Origin of the sequence: Shinella sp. WSD5-1, assembly GCF_963942435.1 — a bacterium.
In the GTDB taxonomy this organism is placed as follows: Bacteria; Pseudomonadota; Alphaproteobacteria; order Rhizobiales; family Rhizobiaceae; genus Shinella; species Shinella yambaruensis.
The window spans coordinates 202,216-219,107 of record NZ_OZ012598.1; the positions used below are offsets into that span (position 1 = coordinate 202,216).

14 protein-coding genes are annotated in these 16,892 nt (G+C 66.9%); 7 read left to right on the plus strand and 7 right to left on the minus strand.

Annotation, left to right across the window (positions count from 1 at the left end):
* Positions 1-44 precede the first annotated feature (44 nt).
* From AABQ55_RS27735 to AABQ55_RS27745, 3 genes are all read right to left on the minus strand, one after another.
* On the minus strand, positions 45-941 hold the full coding sequence (locus tag AABQ55_RS27735) for a LysR family transcriptional regulator (protein WP_272808295.1): 897 nt from the start codon (positions 939-941) through the stop codon (positions 45-47).
* On the minus strand, positions 859-1,116 hold the full coding sequence (locus AABQ55_RS27740; RefSeq protein ID WP_272808294.1) for a hypothetical protein: 258 nt from the start codon (positions 1,114-1,116) through the stop codon (positions 859-861). Before AABQ55_RS27740 ends, AABQ55_RS27735 begins: the two co-directional genes overlap by 83 nt.
* A 118-nt stretch (positions 1,117-1,234) precedes the next feature.
* Positions 1,235-2,359 (minus strand): AbrB family transcriptional regulator, encoded by a 1,125-nt coding sequence (locus AABQ55_RS27745; protein ID WP_272808293.1) that lies wholly within the window; start codon positions 2,357-2,359, stop codon positions 1,235-1,237.
* Between the two features lie 103 nt (positions 2,360-2,462).
* Here AABQ55_RS27745 and AABQ55_RS27750 point away from each other — a divergent pair, with 103 nt between their 5' ends.
* On the plus strand, positions 2,463-3,119 hold the full coding sequence (locus tag AABQ55_RS27750; protein ID WP_244770276.1) for a GntR family transcriptional regulator: 657 nt from the start codon (positions 2,463-2,465) through the stop codon (positions 3,117-3,119).
* A 32-nt stretch (positions 3,120-3,151) separates the two neighbouring features.
* On the opposite strand, the gene AABQ55_RS27755 is transcribed toward AABQ55_RS27750, so the two are convergent.
* From AABQ55_RS27755 to acnA, 4 genes are all read right to left on the minus strand, one after another.
* Positions 3,152-4,549 (minus strand): CoA transferase, encoded by a 1,398-nt coding sequence (locus tag AABQ55_RS27755; protein WP_272808292.1) that lies wholly within the window; start codon positions 4,547-4,549, stop codon positions 3,152-3,154.
* Positions 4,546-5,700 carry a 2-methylaconitate cis-trans isomerase PrpF family protein gene (locus AABQ55_RS27760; protein ID WP_272808291.1) on the minus strand — a complete coding sequence of 385 codons (1,155 nt, stop codon included), beginning with the start codon at positions 5,698-5,700 and terminating at the stop codon, positions 4,546-4,548. Before AABQ55_RS27760 ends, AABQ55_RS27755 begins: the two co-directional genes overlap by 4 nt.
* Before the next feature lie 29 nt (positions 5,701-5,729).
* The gene (locus AABQ55_RS27765) at positions 5,730-6,467 is read right to left on the minus strand and encodes a sulfite exporter TauE/SafE family protein (RefSeq protein ID WP_272808290.1); all 738 of its coding nucleotides are present in this window, start codon (positions 6,465-6,467) and stop codon (positions 5,730-5,732) included.
* Between the two features lie 113 nt (positions 6,468-6,580).
* Positions 6,581-9,274, minus strand: a complete 2,694-nt coding sequence (gene acnA / locus AABQ55_RS27770) for an aconitate hydratase AcnA (protein WP_272807076.1) — start codon at positions 9,272-9,274, stop codon at positions 6,581-6,583.
* Positions 9,275-9,659: 385 nt separating this feature from the next.
* On the opposite strand from acnA, the gene tcuA reads away from it, so the two are divergent.
* From tcuA to AABQ55_RS27800, 6 genes are all read left to right on the plus strand, one after another.
* Positions 9,660-11,081, plus strand: a complete 1,422-nt coding sequence (tcuA, locus tag AABQ55_RS27775) for an FAD-dependent tricarballylate dehydrogenase TcuA (protein WP_272808289.1) — start codon at positions 9,660-9,662, stop codon at positions 11,079-11,081.
* Positions 11,078-12,211 carry a tricarballylate utilization 4Fe-4S protein TcuB gene (gene tcuB / locus AABQ55_RS27780; RefSeq protein ID WP_272808288.1) on the plus strand — a complete coding sequence of 378 codons (1,134 nt, stop codon included), beginning with the start codon at positions 11,078-11,080 and terminating at the stop codon, positions 12,209-12,211. Before tcuA ends, tcuB begins: the two co-directional genes overlap by 4 nt.
* A 213-nt stretch (positions 12,212-12,424) precedes the next feature.
* Positions 12,425-13,330 (plus strand): LysR family transcriptional regulator, encoded by a 906-nt coding sequence (locus AABQ55_RS27785; RefSeq protein ID WP_244770704.1) that lies wholly within the window; start codon positions 12,425-12,427, stop codon positions 13,328-13,330.
* A 177-nt stretch (positions 13,331-13,507) separates the two neighbouring features.
* On the plus strand, positions 13,508-14,452 hold the full coding sequence (locus AABQ55_RS27790) for an ABC transporter permease (RefSeq protein ID WP_244770703.1): 945 nt from the start codon (positions 13,508-13,510) through the stop codon (positions 14,450-14,452).
* The gene (locus AABQ55_RS27795; RefSeq protein ID WP_244770702.1) at positions 14,449-15,267 is read left to right on the plus strand and encodes an ABC transporter permease; all 819 of its coding nucleotides are present in this window, start codon (positions 14,449-14,451) and stop codon (positions 15,265-15,267) included. The genes AABQ55_RS27790 and AABQ55_RS27795 overlap by 4 nt, the downstream gene beginning before the upstream one ends.
* Positions 15,264-16,892, plus strand: coding sequence for an ABC transporter ATP-binding protein (locus AABQ55_RS27800; RefSeq protein WP_272808287.1), 1,629 nt, complete (start codon positions 15,264-15,266; stop codon positions 16,890-16,892). Before AABQ55_RS27795 ends, AABQ55_RS27800 begins: the two co-directional genes overlap by 4 nt.

The following is a 16,892-nucleotide window of genomic DNA, read 5'->3' on the forward strand; positions in this document are numbered from 1 at the left end:
TATCCAGAAATTTCGGATGAAATTCCGCCTCCCTGCTTCGATCCTTAGCGCTTGCGGGCCAGCGCCAGGAACTCGCGGATGGGCCGGGAGAGCGGACTCGACCCGCGCCGCACGGAAAGCAGCTTTCGGCTTGCCCATGCGTCCGACAGGCGCACGCTGATGACATCCGTTCCCGCAAGCAGATGCAGGCTCGTCGAGCGCAGGAAGCCGATGCCGAAACCTGCCTCCACCATCCGCACAAGCGACGGGAAGGTTTCGACGCGCACCCGCTCGCCGAGTGCCCGGCCGCTGCGGGCGGCGGCTTCGTTCAGCAGCCGGTCGAGCGCGCCGCTCTGGTGGATGCCCACCACCTCGTGTTCGGCCACCGCATCGAAGCTGATCGGCTTTCCCGATTGCAGGCGCGCGGCCAGCGGATGATCCGGCGAGCACAGGACGAGCACGTTGTCGTCCTCGAAGACCTCTGTCTCGAACCGCGCGACATCGTTGTTGTCGGCGACGAAGGCGATGTCCGCCTGCCCGTCGTCCATCGCGGCGAGTGAGAGGGCCGCCGACATTTCCTGGATGTCGAGGCCGATGCCGGGATGGCTCTGCGCATAGGCCGCCAGAAGCTCCGGCAGCCGGCCCGACAGCGAGGAGCTGGTGCAGGCGAGCCGCAGCGAGCCGCGCGTGCCCGCCGAGAAATCGACCATCTGCGTGTTGAGGTCGGCGACCTGCCGCAGGATCTCGCGGCAGCCGGCGACATAGACCTCGCCCGCCGGCGTCAGGCGCGCGCCCTGCAGGGAGCGGTCGAACAGCGCGACGCCGAGTCGGGCCTCCAGCTCGCTGATGCGCCGGCTGACGGCGGACGGCGCGATGTTCTCATGCTCCGCCGCCCGCCCGATGGACCCGTACCGGGAGACCGCGACGACGAGGCGCGCCGTTACCGGATCGAAGGGCTGCATGGCGCACCTCCGATGCCGCCGGCGGCGGGGATGGGTCGGCCAAGCCGAAGTCGCGGTACACCCGCGCCATGAGGCGCGCGTCGAAACGATGCAGCGAATAGTCCGCGCAGCGCCGGACGAAGGCGAGATAGCGCTCGATGGCCGAGGCGATGTTGGAAAGGATGACCAGGATCATGGCACGTTCCACCGATTGGGGGTTGCTCGATATCCATGGCCTATCGGTTCCTGTTGCTTGCGGGTAGCGACGGTTGGCGAGGAGGGCATCGCGCCTCGGCAACACCCGCCTTTCGCCTTCAGCCCTTACCCTCCCCGCCCGACAACCGCAACCAGAGCGGCAGGATGGACGGCGCCGCCAGGACGACGATGACCACGCGGCAGAGGTGATGCAGGCTCACGAAGGCCGGATCGGCATTGAGCGAGATGGCGATCAGGCTCATCTCCGGCAGCCCGCCCGGCACCAGCGCGAGCAGGCCGAGCGCGAAGGGGATGTCGAGATAGCGGTCGAAGGCGATGGCGAAGAGCGCGGCCATGGTGAGGCTGAAACAGGTGAGCACCAGCCCGAGCACCACGCCGGTCAGCATGGTGCGCCGCGCGACGCCGGCAAAGTGCTGGCCGATCGTCGCGCCGATCACCACCTGTGCGACGGCGATGACGAGGTCGGGCACCGCCGCGTCCGTGAGGCCCGTGATGTGGGCGGCGGCGCTCAGCACCAGCGGGCCGGTAAGGTTCGCCGCCGGCAGGCGGAGGCGGCGGCCAAGGAAGATGCCGAGCATGGCACAGCCGGCGAGCACGATGGCGTCGAGGGCCGAGAGCGTCAGCGCCCAGTGCATCGTCCGGTCGACCGTGCGTCCGGTGAGCGCGGCAAGCGCGCCCGAAAGGGTGAGCGACAGCGGCACGATGGTGATCAGGAGAACGAGGCGCGTCGCATGCACCATGCTCACGCTGCGCACATCCGCCTTGAAGGAGGGCGCCATGGAGATCAGCTCGCTGAGGCCGCCGGGCATGCCGCTCAGGGCCGCCGTTGCCGGGTCGAGCCGGCCGAGGCGGCGGCACACGACGATGCCGAACGCCGCGACGATGACCGTATAGACGGCGACCGCGGCAAGGCTCACCGGCCATTCGGCCGCCTGGCGCAGCACCTCCGGCTTGAAGGCGCTGCCGACCATCAGCCCCACCACCGCGATCATTGCCGCGCGCGGCTTCGGCGAGGCGCTCACGCGCACGCCGGCAACCGCCAGCGCCATGGTCAGCGCCATTGCGCCGAGCAGCCAGCCGAGCGGCAGGCCGAGCATATAGCCGCACCAGCCGCCGACCGTGCCGATGGCGAGCGTGCGCAGGGTATGAAGCAGCGGGACGGTCTTGCCGTGCCCGGCCGTCTTCAGGGGTGGGATTTCATGCTTCGACACAGGTCGTACCATTTCGCTTTTGCTTTGCATCCAATGGCATGCAATTAAACAACCCCGTGGACAACGCCTTTTTCCTTCTGTAGCCGGAAAGTCCACACGGACGGGAGAGCCAGTCATGACCGCATCCAAGGACCTGCTTTCCAAGACGCGCGGCCAGAGCACCTACCAGGCCATTCTGACGGCCATTCGCGACGGTATCTACCGGCCGGGCGATCCGCTGCGCGAGGAGGAGGTGGCGACCCGCCTCGGCGTCAGCCGCACGCCGGTGCGCGAGGCGCTTGGCCGCCTGCAGGAAAAGGGCCTTCTGGAGGCGGCGCCCGGCCGGGGTGTCGCCGTCTCGATCCTTTCCATGCAGCAGATCTTCGAGCTCTATGCGATGCGCGAGGAGTTGGAGGGTATCGTCGCCCGCTTTGCCGCGCGCCATGCGACAGAGGCCGAGATCGCCAATCTGGAACGGCTCAATACCCGATTCGCCGCCTCGGAGGACCCCAAGGTCGCCGCCCAGTGGAACCGGCAGTTCCATGCGCGCCTCTACGACGCCGCCCGCAACCGCTACCTCCGCCAGGCGGTGGAAGACCTGCAGGAGACGATCGCGCTGCTGCCGGACACGACCTTCATCCAGCCGGGCCGCACGACGACGGCGACCGACGAACATGTCGCGATCATAGACGCGATCCGCCGGCACGATGCGGACGGGGCGGAAAAGGCGGCCGCCGCGCACATCAAGGCCGCGCTGGAAGCCCGCCTCATCATCACGAAAAGCGAGACCTGAAGCGCTTCGGTGCGCCGCCGCCCGCGCCGCCGTCATGATTGCGGCCAGTGGGCGGGATCGCTGCCGAGCGGCACGGGCATGCGGCTCCAGGCGGTGCGCATGCCGTCGAAACGAAGCGCCGGCCGCAGGGCGGTGACGCGGCCGAAGGCGGTGTCGTGCGTGTCGAGCAGATCGGCCACGGCGGCGACGTCCGGGTTGGCGGACGGGTACGCGGCGTCGTCACCCAGGGCATCGCGCATGCGCCACATCCAGTGCGCGGTCGCGGCAAGCGAAAGCGTCGCCTGCCACCGCCCGCCCTGCTCTTGGCGCCGGATGAGGGCGAGCATGCCGGCGAAGGCGGCAAGGTAGCCCGTAAGGTAGTCGAGCGGCTGGCATGGCAACAGCGCCGGTCCCCTGCCCTCGCGTCCCTCCGCCGCCATGCCCGTCGTCGCCTGTACCAGGCTGTCATAGCCCCGGCGCCCCTGCCAGGGGCCTTGCAGCGAGAAAGCGGACAGCGAGAGGTGGATGAGATGCGGATTGAGACGGCCGAGATCATCGGGGCCGAAGCCGCGACTGCGGAGCGATGCCGGCCGGTAGGCATCGAGGACGATATCGGCATCGGCGGCAAGCGCCAGCAAGGACGCCTGCCCTTCCGCGGTGTCCAGCTCGGCGAAGGCCGCGTGTTTGCCGAAGCCGGTGTCGATCACGAGAGAGGGGATCGAGGGAAGACGGGGGCTGGCGATGCGCATGACCGTCGCGCCGTGCTCGGCCATCGTTCGGCCCGCCATGGGGCCGGCGATGACGCGGGAGAGGTCCAGCATGCGCAGGCCGGAAAGCGGCCGTTCGCCGCCTTGCGGTAGCGGCATGACCGCTGCCCCGTTTCGTTCGAGATGCACGAGAGGCTGTGCGGCGATGGCCGCGGCCTGCGGTTCGCGCAGCCACGCCGAGCGTTCCCGCACCCGGGCGGCGCACAGGCCGCGCCGGATCGCTTCGGCCTCGATATGGTCCGCCCGGCGTTCGGCCACCGCCGCCTTCACCGCATCGGTATCGTTGGCAACGCCGAGGAGGGCGAGCAGCCCGTCCCGCAGATGGGGGAAGTTGCCGTGCAGATAGACCCATTCCCCTCCCGCCGCCTCATAGAAGCCGGTGAAGGGATCGCGGAATTTGGCCGGCTTTCCGTCCACCAGCAGGTAGCTGGAACTCGCCATGGCAAGCTCCGCCTCCCGCATGTCCAGCGAAATGCGCGGGCGCTCGCCGGTCCTCAGCTCGCGGATGCGCGAGGCGGCCAGCCCCACGGCCCCGAGCACCGCCGCGGCGAGCGGCGCGACCGGCCAGGGTGTTGCGAGCACCTTGGGCCGCTCCTCGATGGTGAGGCGTTCGACCGGCGCATCGTCCCAGCCGATGGCATTGAGGAGGTCACGCAGCGGCCTTTCCGCCGCGCCGAGGCTCATGGCTTCCCCTCCCCGTCGAACGGGGCCACGGCCACCTCGCCCTGCATCAGGCGCCGCGCGGTGCGGTAGACCCGGCCGCTCTCGACATGCCAGCCTCCGCCGCGCGGGAAAACGGTTGCGCCGGCCGCGACGATGCCGGAGGGGTGCCCGATCCGGATGGCTTGCGTGCCGGCGTCCCTGGAGCAGAGCCGATGCGGCAGGGAGCCTTCGATCCGGCAGGCGACGGCAAGGCACATGGCGCCGGTCAGGGTCACCGCCCGGTGCGCGCGTTCCATGGAGAGCATGCGGATGGCGATGTCCTGCGCCTCGCCGCCGACGGTCCGGCCGTCGAGCGTCACGAAGGGGGCAGGCGCCGAGACGACGGCGATCTTGGGATTGGCAAGGCCGACGCCGTCCGGCGTCGAGCCAAGTCCCATCCGCACGCCGGCGGCGCGGCGCAGCCGGTCGAGCAGCGTCATGGCCTCGCGATTGCCCTCGATGGCGTCGGGATGTTCCGATCCGGTGAGGCCTGCGTCTTCCGCCGCCACGAAGGCGACGGGATTGCTGGCATCGACCAGCGACATTTCGAAGATGCGGCCGTCGACCTCGACCCTCTCGATGACCTGCCCTGCCGGCAGAAGGCCGGATGTCACCGTGCCGCCGGGATCGAGGAAGTCGAGCGCGATGGGCGCCCCCGCTCCCGCGACGCCATCCACGGTGGCATCGCCCGCCGTCACGGCCTTGCCATTGCGCACGGGAAAGCGGGCATGGATGATCTTCTTCGTGTTGACCTGGTGGATGCGCACCAGCGCTTCGCCGTCCGCTGCGCGCACCAGCCCTTCATCGACCGCGAAGGGGCCGACGGCCGAGGAGAGGTTGCCGCAATTGGCGCCCCAGTCGACGACCGGACGGTCGACCGCGACCTGTGCGAACGTATAGTCGACATCGGCGTCCGGGTGCGTCGGCGGGCCGATGATGACGGCCTTCGATAGCGACGAGGTGCCGCCGCCCATGCCGTCGAGCTGGCGGCCGTAGGGGTCGGGGCTGCCGAGCGCCGAGAGCAGCATCCGGTCGAGCGCGGCCGGGTCCCGCGGACAATGCCGGGCATGGAAGAAGAGGCCCTTGCTGCTGCCGCCGCGATAGAAGACGGCCGGTATGAAAATCTGTGTCATCTTCCCTCCTCCCCGCCCGGGCTCTTCCCTCAGGCGAGCTGCATGATCCCCGAAACGAAATAGACGGCGCCGATCCCCGTCACGATCCAGCGCGTCCAGGCGCGGAAATTGGCATCCGTCATGCGGTGCAGGATGATGTTGCCGGAGCGCGTTCCCAATACGGCGATGGGCACGGCCGCGGCGATCGCCAGCCAGCCCTCCGACGAGAGCGTCATCGCCGCATCCCAGTAGAAGGCCACCTTGGTCGCATGGGTGAGGAACTGGATGGCGGATTTGGTGGCGATGACCGTGCGCCGGTCCATGTTGGTGCGGATGAAGAAGACGTCGATGCTCGGCCCGGAAACGCCAACGCCGATCGCCAGCCCGCCGGACAGGAAGCCGCAGGTAAAGGCGTGCAGCGGTTTCGAGGCGTCGAGCTCCAGCTTGCCGAGCGGCAGCCAGACGAGGATCGGCAGGAGGCCGACGACGATCGAGACGACGATGAGGCTCGGGCGATAGGCGACGAGGATGAGCAGGATCGCGGCGCTGAAGAGGCCGGCCGTGAGGGTCGCGAGGATGCGGGAGTCCAGATAGTCGCGCGAGAACCAGGCCCGCGATCCGTTCGACACCATCTGAACCAGGCCATGCACGGCGATCGCGGTCGCGACGGGCACGAGGAACAGGAGGACCCAGAGCAGGATCATCCCGCCAGCCATGCCGAAAATGCCTGAGAGCAGCGATGTCAGGAAAACCGTGACGGTCATGCCGGCGAAGAGAACAACGGTCATGGAGAACTCGGGATTGTCCGGGCGAAAGACCCGGCGCGGCATCGTTCGGCGGCAGCGCCGCCGCCTTGCATGGATGGGCACCGGATCGGCCGCGACCCGGTGCCCTTCGTTCGTCAGGCAGCGAGGTCTCTGAGGACGGTTTGTAGGATGCCACCGTTGTTCATGTATGTGACCTCGTCGAGGGTGTCGATGCGGCAGAGGAGTGGGACGTCCCTGACGGTTCCGTCGGCATAGGTGATCCTGGCGATCTTCTTCTCGCGCGGCTTGATGTCGCCTTCCAGGCCCTCGATGGTGACGGTCTCGTCGCCCTTGAGGTCGAGGGACGCCCAGGTCGTGCCGTCCTCGAAGACGAAGGGCACGACGCCCATGCCAACGAGGTTGGAGCGGTGGATGCGCTCGAAGGACTGGGCGATCACGGCCTTGACGCCGAGAAGGTTGGTGCCCTTGGCCGCCCAGTCGCGCGAGGAGCCGTTGCCGTATTCGACGCCCGCGAAGATGACGAGCGGAACGCCCTCCTCCTTGTACTTCATCGCCGCGTCGTAGATCGACATCTCCTCCTTGGAGGGATAGTGGATCGTGTAGCCGCCCTCCTTGCCGTTCGGCCCGAGCATGTGGTTGCGGATGCGGATATTGGCGAAGGTGCCGCGCATCATCACCTCATGGTTGCCGCGCCGCGTGCCGTACTGGTTGAAGTCGGCGACGCCGACGCCATGGCCGATCAGGTAGGCACCGGCCGGCGAGGCCGCCTTGATCGAGCCGGCCGGCGAGATGTGGTCGGTGGTGATCTTGTCGCCGAACAGGCCCAGCACCCGCGCGCCCTTGATGTCGGAAAGGCCCGAGCCGGTCCTGCCCATGCCGACGAAGTAGGGCGGGTTCTGCACATAGGTCGACTGGTCGTCCCAGGCATAGGTCTGGCCCGCCGGCACCTGCACGTCCTGCCAGTTGGCGTCGCCCTTGAACACGTCGGCATATTTCGTGGCGTAGAGCTCGCGCGTGACATACTTCATGATGAAGGCCTGGATCTCCTTGGAGGAGGGCCAGATGTCCTTGAGGTAGACCGGCTTGCCGTCCTTGTCCTCGCCGAGCGGCTCGCTCGTCAGGTCCTTCTGCACGGAGCCGGCCAGCGCGTAAGCCACGACGAGCGGCGGGGAGGCGAGGTAGTTCGCCTGCACGTCCGGCGAGATGCGGCCCTCGAAGTTGCGGTTGCCCGACAGGACGCCCGCGGCGATCAGCCCCTTGTCGTTGATCGTCCTGGAGATCGGCGCCGGCAGCGGGCCGGAATTGCCGATGCAGGTCGTGCAGCCGAAGCCGACGAGGTTGAAGCCGAGCGCGTCGAGATCGGCCTGCAGGCCGGACTTGGCAAGGTATTCGCCGACCACCTGCGATCCCGGCGCAAGCGACGTCTTCACCCACGGCTTGGTCTTCAGGCCCCTGGCGACCGCGTTGCGGGCGAGAAGCCCGGCGGCGATCAGCACCGACGGGTTCGACGTGTTGGTGCAGGACGTGATGGCGGCGATCGCCACGTCGCCATGGCCGAGATCGTAGTCCGTGCCCTCGACCGGATAGCGGTTCTCAAGCTGGCCCGGCTTCTTGTAGTCGGCCTCCATCGCGCTCGCAAAGCCCGAGGCGATGTTCTCCAGCGGGATGCGGCCCTCGGGGCGCTTCGGGCCGGCCATGGCCGGAACCACGTCGCCTAGGTCCAGCTCCAGCGTGTCGGTGAAGACGAGGTCGGAGCCGTCGCCGTCACGCCACATCCCTTGAGCCTTCGAATAGGCCTCGACCAGCGCGATGCGCTGTTCTTCGCGACCCGACATGGTGAGGTAGTTGACCGTCTCGGCATCGACCGGGAAGAAGCCGCAGGTCGCGCCGTATTCCGGGCCCATATTGCCGATCGTCGCGCGGTCGGCCAGCGTCATGTTGTCAAGGCCGGGGCCGAAGAACTCGACGAACTTCGACACCACGCCCTTCTTGCGCAGCATCTGCACGACCATCAGCACCAGGTCGGTCGCCGTCACGCCTTCCTTCAATTTGCCCGTCAGCTTGAAGCCGATCACCTCGGGCAGCAGCATGGAGACCGGCTGGCCGAGCATGGCCGCCTCCGCCTCGATGCCGCCGACGCCCCAGCCGAGCACGCCGAGGCCGTTGATCATCGTCGTGTGGCTGTCCGTGCCCACGCACGTATCCGGGTAGGCGATGATCTCGCCGTCTTCGTCCTTGGTCCAAACCGTCTGGCCCAGATATTCCAGATTGACCTGATGACAGATGCCCGTGCCGGGCGGAACGACGCGGAAGTTCTTGAACGCCTGCTGGCCCCATTTGAGGAAGCGGTAGCGCTCGCCGTTGCGCTCGTATTCCAGCTCCACGTTGCGGGCAAAGGCGGTCGGCGTGCCGAACTCGTCGACGATGACCGAATGGTCGATGACGAGGTCGACCGGCACCAGCGGGTTGATCTTCTCCGGATCGCCGCCGAGCGAGACCATCGCATCGCGCATCGCCGCAAGGTCCACCACCGCCGGAACGCCGGTAAAATCCTGCATCAGGACGCGCGCCGGGCGGTAGGCGATCTCGTTCTCGACCGTGCCCTTGTTGGAAAGCCATTCGGCGACCGACAGGATGTGCTCCTTCGTCACCGAGCGGCCGTCCTCGAAGCGCAACAGGTTCTCCAGCAGCACCTTCATCGAATAGGGCAGCTTCGAGACCCCGGCAAGCCCGTTCGCCTCGGCCTTCGGCAGGCTGTAATACACATAGTCGGTGCCGTTCACCGTCAAGGTCGAACGACAATGGAAACTGTCTAGGGATCTGGACACGTTATACCCCGTTCCGTCTGGTCGCCAGAAACTGACGTACGAACGCCCTCGCGCCAAAGCGCCTGTGGGATGCGGGTGCGGCCATTTCCGCTGTCCGTACCCGGAAATCACTCCCCGTGTTCGGCGCTGAACATCAAATTCACGCCGACCGCTGGCGTGGCGACCGCGTTATAGATAATTTCCGGGCGCCCCGCTACAGCAATGTATCCATTTGCATACTGCCGTTCGGCGAATGGGGGCTTCTCCAATTGCGAGGCCCTGTTTTCATTTGCGATTTACCGATCGATGCCGCGCGGAAGCAAGCGTCTTTTCGACCCGTGCTTGACTGTATACAAATGTGTGCAGTATGAACGGCGCAGTGCAGCAAAGGCGGAACGGCTCCAGCATGCTTGACGGTTCGACAGACTACGACGTGCTCATCGCGGGCGGCGGCAACGCCGCGCTCTGCGCGGCGATCAGCGCCCGGCGGGCCGGCGCGCGGGTGCTCATTGCCGAGGGTGCGCCGCGTTTCTATCGGGGTGGCAACACGCGCCACACCCGCAACATGCGCTGCGCGCACGATGCGGCGACCGAAACGCTTTCCGGCCCCTATAGCGAGGAGGAGTTCTTCGACGACCTGCTGCGCGTGACCGGCGGCCGGACGGACGAGGCCCTGGCGCGCATGATGATCGCCGAATCCAAGGAGATGCTGACCTGGATCGTCGAGCAGGGCGTGCGCTTCCAGCCCTCTCTCGGCGGCACGCTCAGCCTCGGGCGCACCAATTCCTTCTTCCTCGGCGGCGGGCGGGCGATGCTCAACGCCCTCTACCGGACGGCCGAAAGCCTCGGCGTCGAGATCGTCTATGACGCCGAAGTCGTGGACCTTGCGATCGAGGGCGCACGGTTCCGCTCCGCCACCGTGCGGCATGCCGGCAGGGACGTCTCCATCCGCGCAAAGACCTTCATCGCGGCCAGCGGCGGCTTCGAGGCGAATATCGACTGGCTGAAGGAAGGCTGGGGCGAGATCGCCGAAAACTTCCTGATCCGCGGCACGCCCTACAATCGCGGCACGGTGCTGCGGATGCTGATCGACAGGGGCGTGATGCAGATCGGCGATCCCACCCAGTGCCATGCCGTCGCGATCGACGCGCGTGCGCCGAAATTCGACGGCGGCATCATCACGCGCCTCGACTGCGTCGTCTTCGGCATCGTCGTCAACAGGCATGCCGAGCGTTTCTATGACGAGGGCGAGGATGTCTGGCCGAAGCGCTATGCCATCTGGGGGCGGCTCGTCGCCGCCCAGCCGGACCAGATCGCCTATATCGTCTTCGATGCGCCCTCGCTCGAACTCTTCATGCCGTCTCTCTTCCCGCCGGTAGAAGCCGATACGATCGGTGGGCTTGCCGAGAAGCTGGGCCTTGCGCCCGCGGCGCTGAAGCGCACGGTCGCCGGTTTCAACGCCGCGGTCCGGCCCGGCACCTTCGACCATACGGCCCTCGACGACTGTCGCACCGAGGGCCTCGAGCCGGCCAAGACCCACTGGGCGCGGCGCATCGAGACGGCGCCGTTCTATGCCTATCCGGTCCGGCCGGGCATCACCTTCACCTATCTCGGCGTCAAGGTGGACCGGGCGGCGCGCATGGTGATGGCGGATGGACGCCCGGCGGCCAACATGTTCGCCGCCGGCGAGATCATGGCCGGCAACGTGCTCGGCCAGGGTTATGCCGCCGGCATCGGCATGACGATCGGCAGCGTCTTCGGCCGCATTGCCGGGCGGGAGGCCGCCCGTCTCGTTTCGTCCGCAAGCCAGTCCCCGGAGGCCGCATGAACATCCATACTCCGCTCCAGCCGGTCCATGCGACGGCAAGCCTTGCCGAGGCGGACCGCCTGATGACGGTCTGCAATTCCTGTCGCTATTGCGAGGGGCTCTGTGCCGTCTTTCCGGCCATGGAAATGCGGCGGGCCTTCTCGGATGGCGATCTCAACTATCTTGCCAACCTCTGTCACAGCTGCGGCGCCTGCTTCCACGATTGCCAGTTCTCGCCGCCGCACGAGTTCGACGTGAACGTGCCGAAGACGCTGGCGATCGTGCGCAACGATTCCTACCGGGCCTATGCCTGGCCGCGTGCCTTTTCCGGCCTTTTCCATCGCAACGGGCTGGCGATCAGCCTGATCGCGGCGCTGAGCGTCGCGCTCTTCATTGCCGGCTTTGCCGCCTGGCACGATCCTGCTGTGCTCTTCGGTGTGCATACCGGGCCCGGCGCCTTCTACAAGCTGATGCCGCACAATGCGATGGCGCTGCTCTTCGGCGCGGCCTTCGCCTATGCCGTGGTGGCGATGGCGATGGGCATCCGCAATTTCTGGAAGGATATCGGCGAGCCCGCAGGCACGCTCGGGGAACCCGCCTCGATCTGGCAGGCAGTCCGCGATGCGGGAAGCCTGCGTTATCTCGATGGCGGCGGGGTCGGCTGCATGAACGAGGACGACCGGCCGACCGACCGGCGGCGCCTCTACCATCACATGACGTTCTACGGCTTCCTCCTGTGTTTTGCCGCGACCTCGACGGCGACGCTCTACCACTACCTTCTCGGCCTCGAAGCCCCCTACCCCGTCTATGATCTGCCGGTCGTGCTCGGCACGCTCGGCGGCATCGGCCTCCTCGTCGGGCCGGCGGGCCTGCTCCACGCGAAATGGCGGCGCGATCCCGTTCTCAAGGACGGTTCGCGCACCGGCATGGACGTCGCCTTCCTCGTGATGCTGTTCCTGACGAGCCTGACCGGCCTCCTGCTGCTCGTCCTGCGCGCCACGCCGGCCATGGGCCTGCTGCTCGCCCTGCATCTCGGCGTCGTCTTCAGCCTGTTCGTCACCATGCCCTATGGCAAGTTCGTGCACGGCATCTACCGCTTCCTCGCGCTGGTGCGCTATGCGAAGGAGAAGCGGCAGATCGACGGAGCCTGAAGCCGTCGGGACCCATGACGCCGTTGCCGTCGCGGGCTCGCGACGGCGGACCCTGGCTTTGTTCGTGGTACCTGCGCTTCATCGCGCTTGAACAGGCGCTGCCGGTGACTTATTGCCTTTCCGGCAGCGACGGAATGTGCTGCGAGGGGCCGCCGCCTTCGTCCTTCAGCGCATCGGCGGCGTGATCGATCTTGCCTTGAGGGTGCCGGCATCATGAACATCAGGCAGCTCGACGTGTTGCGCACGCTTCTTTCCACCGGCTCGACCATCGCGACCGCCAAGGCCATGGGGCTCAGCCAGTCGGGTGTCAGCCGCTTGCTGGCGCAGCTCGAGGCGGATCTGGCGCTAACCCTGTTCGCCCGCGACAAGGGGCGGCTCATCCCGACGCCGGAGGCCGTTATCCTTGCGCGGGACGCGGAAAACGTGCTGCTCGCCGTCGATCGCATGGCGGGGCATGCGGAGGACCTGCGCAACGGCGCCTCGGGGCCGGAGATCGTCCGCATCGGCCTGCCGAGCAGCATGTGGGAGAATTTCGCGCCGGCCATGCTGCTCGACTATGTGCGGGACTTTCCGGGCGTGCGCATCGAGACGTTCTTCGAATCGACGACGGCGATCAACAAGCTCGTCGGGGAACGGGTGATCGACCTCGGCTTCCTGCGCATGGAGGGCGAGGTGGGGCCGGGCATCGCCGTCGAGAAGGTCGCCAGCGGCGAAAGCGTCTGCGTCATCCCGAAGGACCATCCGCTGGCCGGACTGGAGGAGGTCACCGTCCGCGATCTGCGGAACGTGCCCCTCGTCCTCATCGGCCGGCAGCGCCCGAACCGCATGGCGCTCGACCAGGTCTTCAAACGGGCCGGCGTGAAGCAGATGGTCAAGATCGAGACGCACACCAACAGCTCCGCCTGCTCCTATGTGGCGCACGGGCTGGGGATCACGATCATCAGCAGCTTCTATGCGAATCTCTATCGTCATCTTCCGGTAGTCCACCGCCCGTTCGTGCCGCAGACCACGCAGGAATTCGGATTGGCGCGCGCCGCCGGGATGCCGCTCTCGATTGCGGCCCAGGCCTTGAGCGATGCGCTCAAGCGGCAGATTCTGCTTTCGCAGGAACGCCATTGAAATCAAATTGATAGCTTTTGGCTTCCGTCGATGGCGGCGATGGGCAGTGCTCGCAAGTCTGCATAACAGTATGACAAAATCGCATAATATTGCGTAGTTTTATTCATTCCGTCATAGTCAATCCAACGAAACCGATGGCGGCCGAGAGGAAAGTCGGCCCCCAATCGTGGGGAAACAATGCTGAGATTCATCCTGAGCCGTCTCGTGATGGCCCTGCCGACGATCGCGCTCGTGTCGGTGACGGTTTTCGCGCTCATCCGCTTCATTCCCGGAGACCCTGCCGCCCTCATGCTGGGCGACATGGCCCAGCCCGAGCAGATCGCCGAGATGCGCACCGAGCTCGGCCTCGACAAGTCCATGCCGCAGCAGTTCCTGATCTGGGCCGGCAATGTGCTGCAGGGTGATTTCGGCCGGTCGATCGTCAACGACGAGGCGGTGCTGCCGCTGGTGGTGTCGCGCTTCCTCGTCAGCGCCGAGATCGTCGTCGTCGCCGTTCTTCTCGCCAGCCTGGTCGCCGTGCCGGCCGGCGTCATCGCCGCCTGGCGCCAGAACAGCCTGACCGACCTTGCCTTGGTCGGCACCGCCACGGTGCTGCTGTCGATCCCCACCTTCTGGCTCGGCCTGCTGCTTCTCCTGTTCTTCGGCCTCAAGCTCGGCTGGCTGCCGGTGCTCGGCTACGTGTCGATCCGCGACGATCTTGCCGGCGGCATGCTTTATCTCGTGTTGCCGATCATGACGCTGGTGATCCACGAGGCGGGCGTGCTGATCCGCATGGCGCGCGCCTCGACGCTGGAAGTGCTGCGCCTCGACTATATCACCCATGCCCGTGCCAAGGGGCTTTCCGAGGGAGCCGTGCTCTGGCGCCATGCCTTCAAGAACGCCTTCGGCCCGACCTGGACGATGATCGGCCTGATCCTCGGCAACCTGCTCGGCGGCATCGCCGTCATCGAGACGGTCTTCACCATTCCCGGCCTCGGCCGGCTGATGGTCGACAGCATCTTCGCCCGCGATTACCCGGTCATCCAGGGGTGCCTTCTATTCGTCTCGCTGTCCTATGTGCTGGTCAACCTCGTCGTCGACCTGCTCTATCCCCTCTTCGATCCGCGTGTTGTCGCCGAATGAAAAAGTTCACCTTCAACGGGCTCATCGGCGGCATCCTGATCGCCATCCTGCTCCTCTCCGCCGCCCTCGGCCTCGTCTGGACGCCTTTCGATCCGATGAAGCTGTCCTTCACCGCCCGCCTCGCCGCGCCGGGAGCCGACCATCTGCTCGGCACCGATGAATTCGGCCGCGACGTCCTGAGCCGCCTGATGGTCGGTGCCCGCGCCAGCGTCTGGATCGGCGCGCTGACCGTCGGCTTCGCCACGATCTGCGGCACGCTGATCGGCCTTGTCAGCGGTTATGCGCGGGGCTGGGTCGACGGCGTCATCATGGCCGTCAACAATGCGCTGCTCGCCTTTCCCGGCATCCTGCTGGCGCTCGGCCTGCTCGCCGTCTTCGGCGCCAACCAGTACGGCATCATCTTCGCGCTCGGCATCGCCTATACGCCTTCCATGGCCCGCGTGGTGCGCGGCGCGGTGCTGTCGCTGCGCGAACGGGAGTTCATCGAGGCCTCGCGGGTGATGGGCAATGGCGAACTCTACACGATGGTCCGCCACATCCTGCCGAACTGCCTGGCGCCGATCACGGTTCTCGCAACCTCCATGTTCGGCTGGGCGATCCTGTCGGAAAGCGCGCTCTCCTTCCTCGGCCTCGGCGTGCCGCCGCCGGCCCCGACCTGGGGCAACATGCTGGCGGCCGGCCGTCCCTTCGTCGAGCAGGCCGTCTGGCTCGGCCTGTTTCCCGGCCTTTGCATCGCGCTGACGCTGCTCGGCATCAATCTCCTGGGCGACGCCCTTCGCGACAAGCTAGACCCGCGCATGAGGGGCCTGAAATGACGACGGATACGCTTCTGACCGTTCGCGACCTCTCGCTTCAGGTCGCCGGGACCGGCCGCGAGGTCGTCCAGTCCATCGCCTTCGATATCGCTCCGGGCGAGATCTTCGGCATCGTCGGCGAGAGCGGCTCCGGCAAGACGCTGGCAACCCGTGCGCTGATCGCGCTCCTGCCGCCGGCCATCCGGGTGAAGGGCGGATCGATGCGCTACAAGGGGCGCGATGTCCTCGCCATGAAGGACCGGGAACTCCGGGACCTGCGCGGCGCCGAGATCGGCGTCGTCTTCCAGGAGCCGATGACCTCGCTCAACCCGTCGATGACCATCGGCCGGCAGCTGGAAGAGGGCCTGATCCTTCATACCAAGGCTTCGCCCGAGGAGCGTCGGGCGCGCATCCTCGACATGCTGAAGCGGGTCGGTATCCGCGATCCGGAAGGGGCGCTTACCGCTTATCCGCACGAATTCTCCGGCGGCATGCGCCAGCGCATCATGCTCGCCTCCGTCATGCTGCTGAAGCCGGCGCTCCTGATCGCCGACGAGCCGACCACCGCGCTCGACGCCGTCATCCAGCGCGACGTGATGGAGCTGATGGTGGAGCTGACGCGGGCCGAGGGCACCGCCGTGCTGCTGATCAGCCATGACCTTCCCATGGTGGCGCGTTACACGAACCGCATCGTCGTCATGGAAAAGGGCGCCATCGTCGAAGCGGGCCGGACGGAGGACCTGCTGGAGGCTCCGCAGCATCCCTATACGAAGAAGCTGCTTTCCTCCTTGCCTTTTCGCGGCGAGGCCCGCGCCATCGACATGAGCAAGGCGCCGATGGTCTCGGCCCGCAATGTCGTGGTCGACTATGCCGGTCGCAGGTCGCTGTTCCGCCGGGGCAAGGCGAAGCGGGCACTGCAGGGCGTCAGCGTCGATATCCACGAGGGCGAGGTCGTGGCGCTGGTCGGCGGCTCCGGCTCGGGCAAGACGACGCTCGGCCGCACCATTGCCGGCCTCGTCAAGCAAAGCGGCGGCAAGATCCGGTTCCAGGGCCGCTCGCGCGAAGCGGACTGGACCGACTATCGCCTGAATTGCCAGATGGTGTTCCAGGATCCCTATTCCTCGCTCGATCCGCGCATGACCATCCTGGGGCTGGTCGAGGAAGCGCTGCGGCTGGTGCCGGGCCTCGATGCGGGTGCCAAGCGCAAACGCGCGCTCGAAACGCTGGAGGAGGTCGGCCTCGGCGCGGACTATGCCGAGCGTTACCCGCACGAGCTTTCCGGCGGCCAGCGCCAACGCGTGGCGATCGCCCGGGCCATCGCCCGCCGCCCGCGCTTCCTCATCGCCGACGAACCGGTCTCCGCCCTCGACGTGACGGTGAGGGCACAGGTGCTCGACCTCTTCTCCGACCTGCAGAAGCGCTACGGCTTCTCCTGCCTGTTCATCAGCCACGATCTCGGCGTCGTCGAGCAGGTCGCCGACCGCGTCGTCGTCATGCAGGACGGCCGGATCATCGAGGAAGGCGACCGCGACACGATCTTCGACAGCCCGAAGGAGGCCTATACGCGCCGGCTCCTCTCGGCCATCCCCGCCCTCGACCAGAACGAGAAGGGCGGCGTGACACTCAAGTGGCGCCTGGAGAATTGA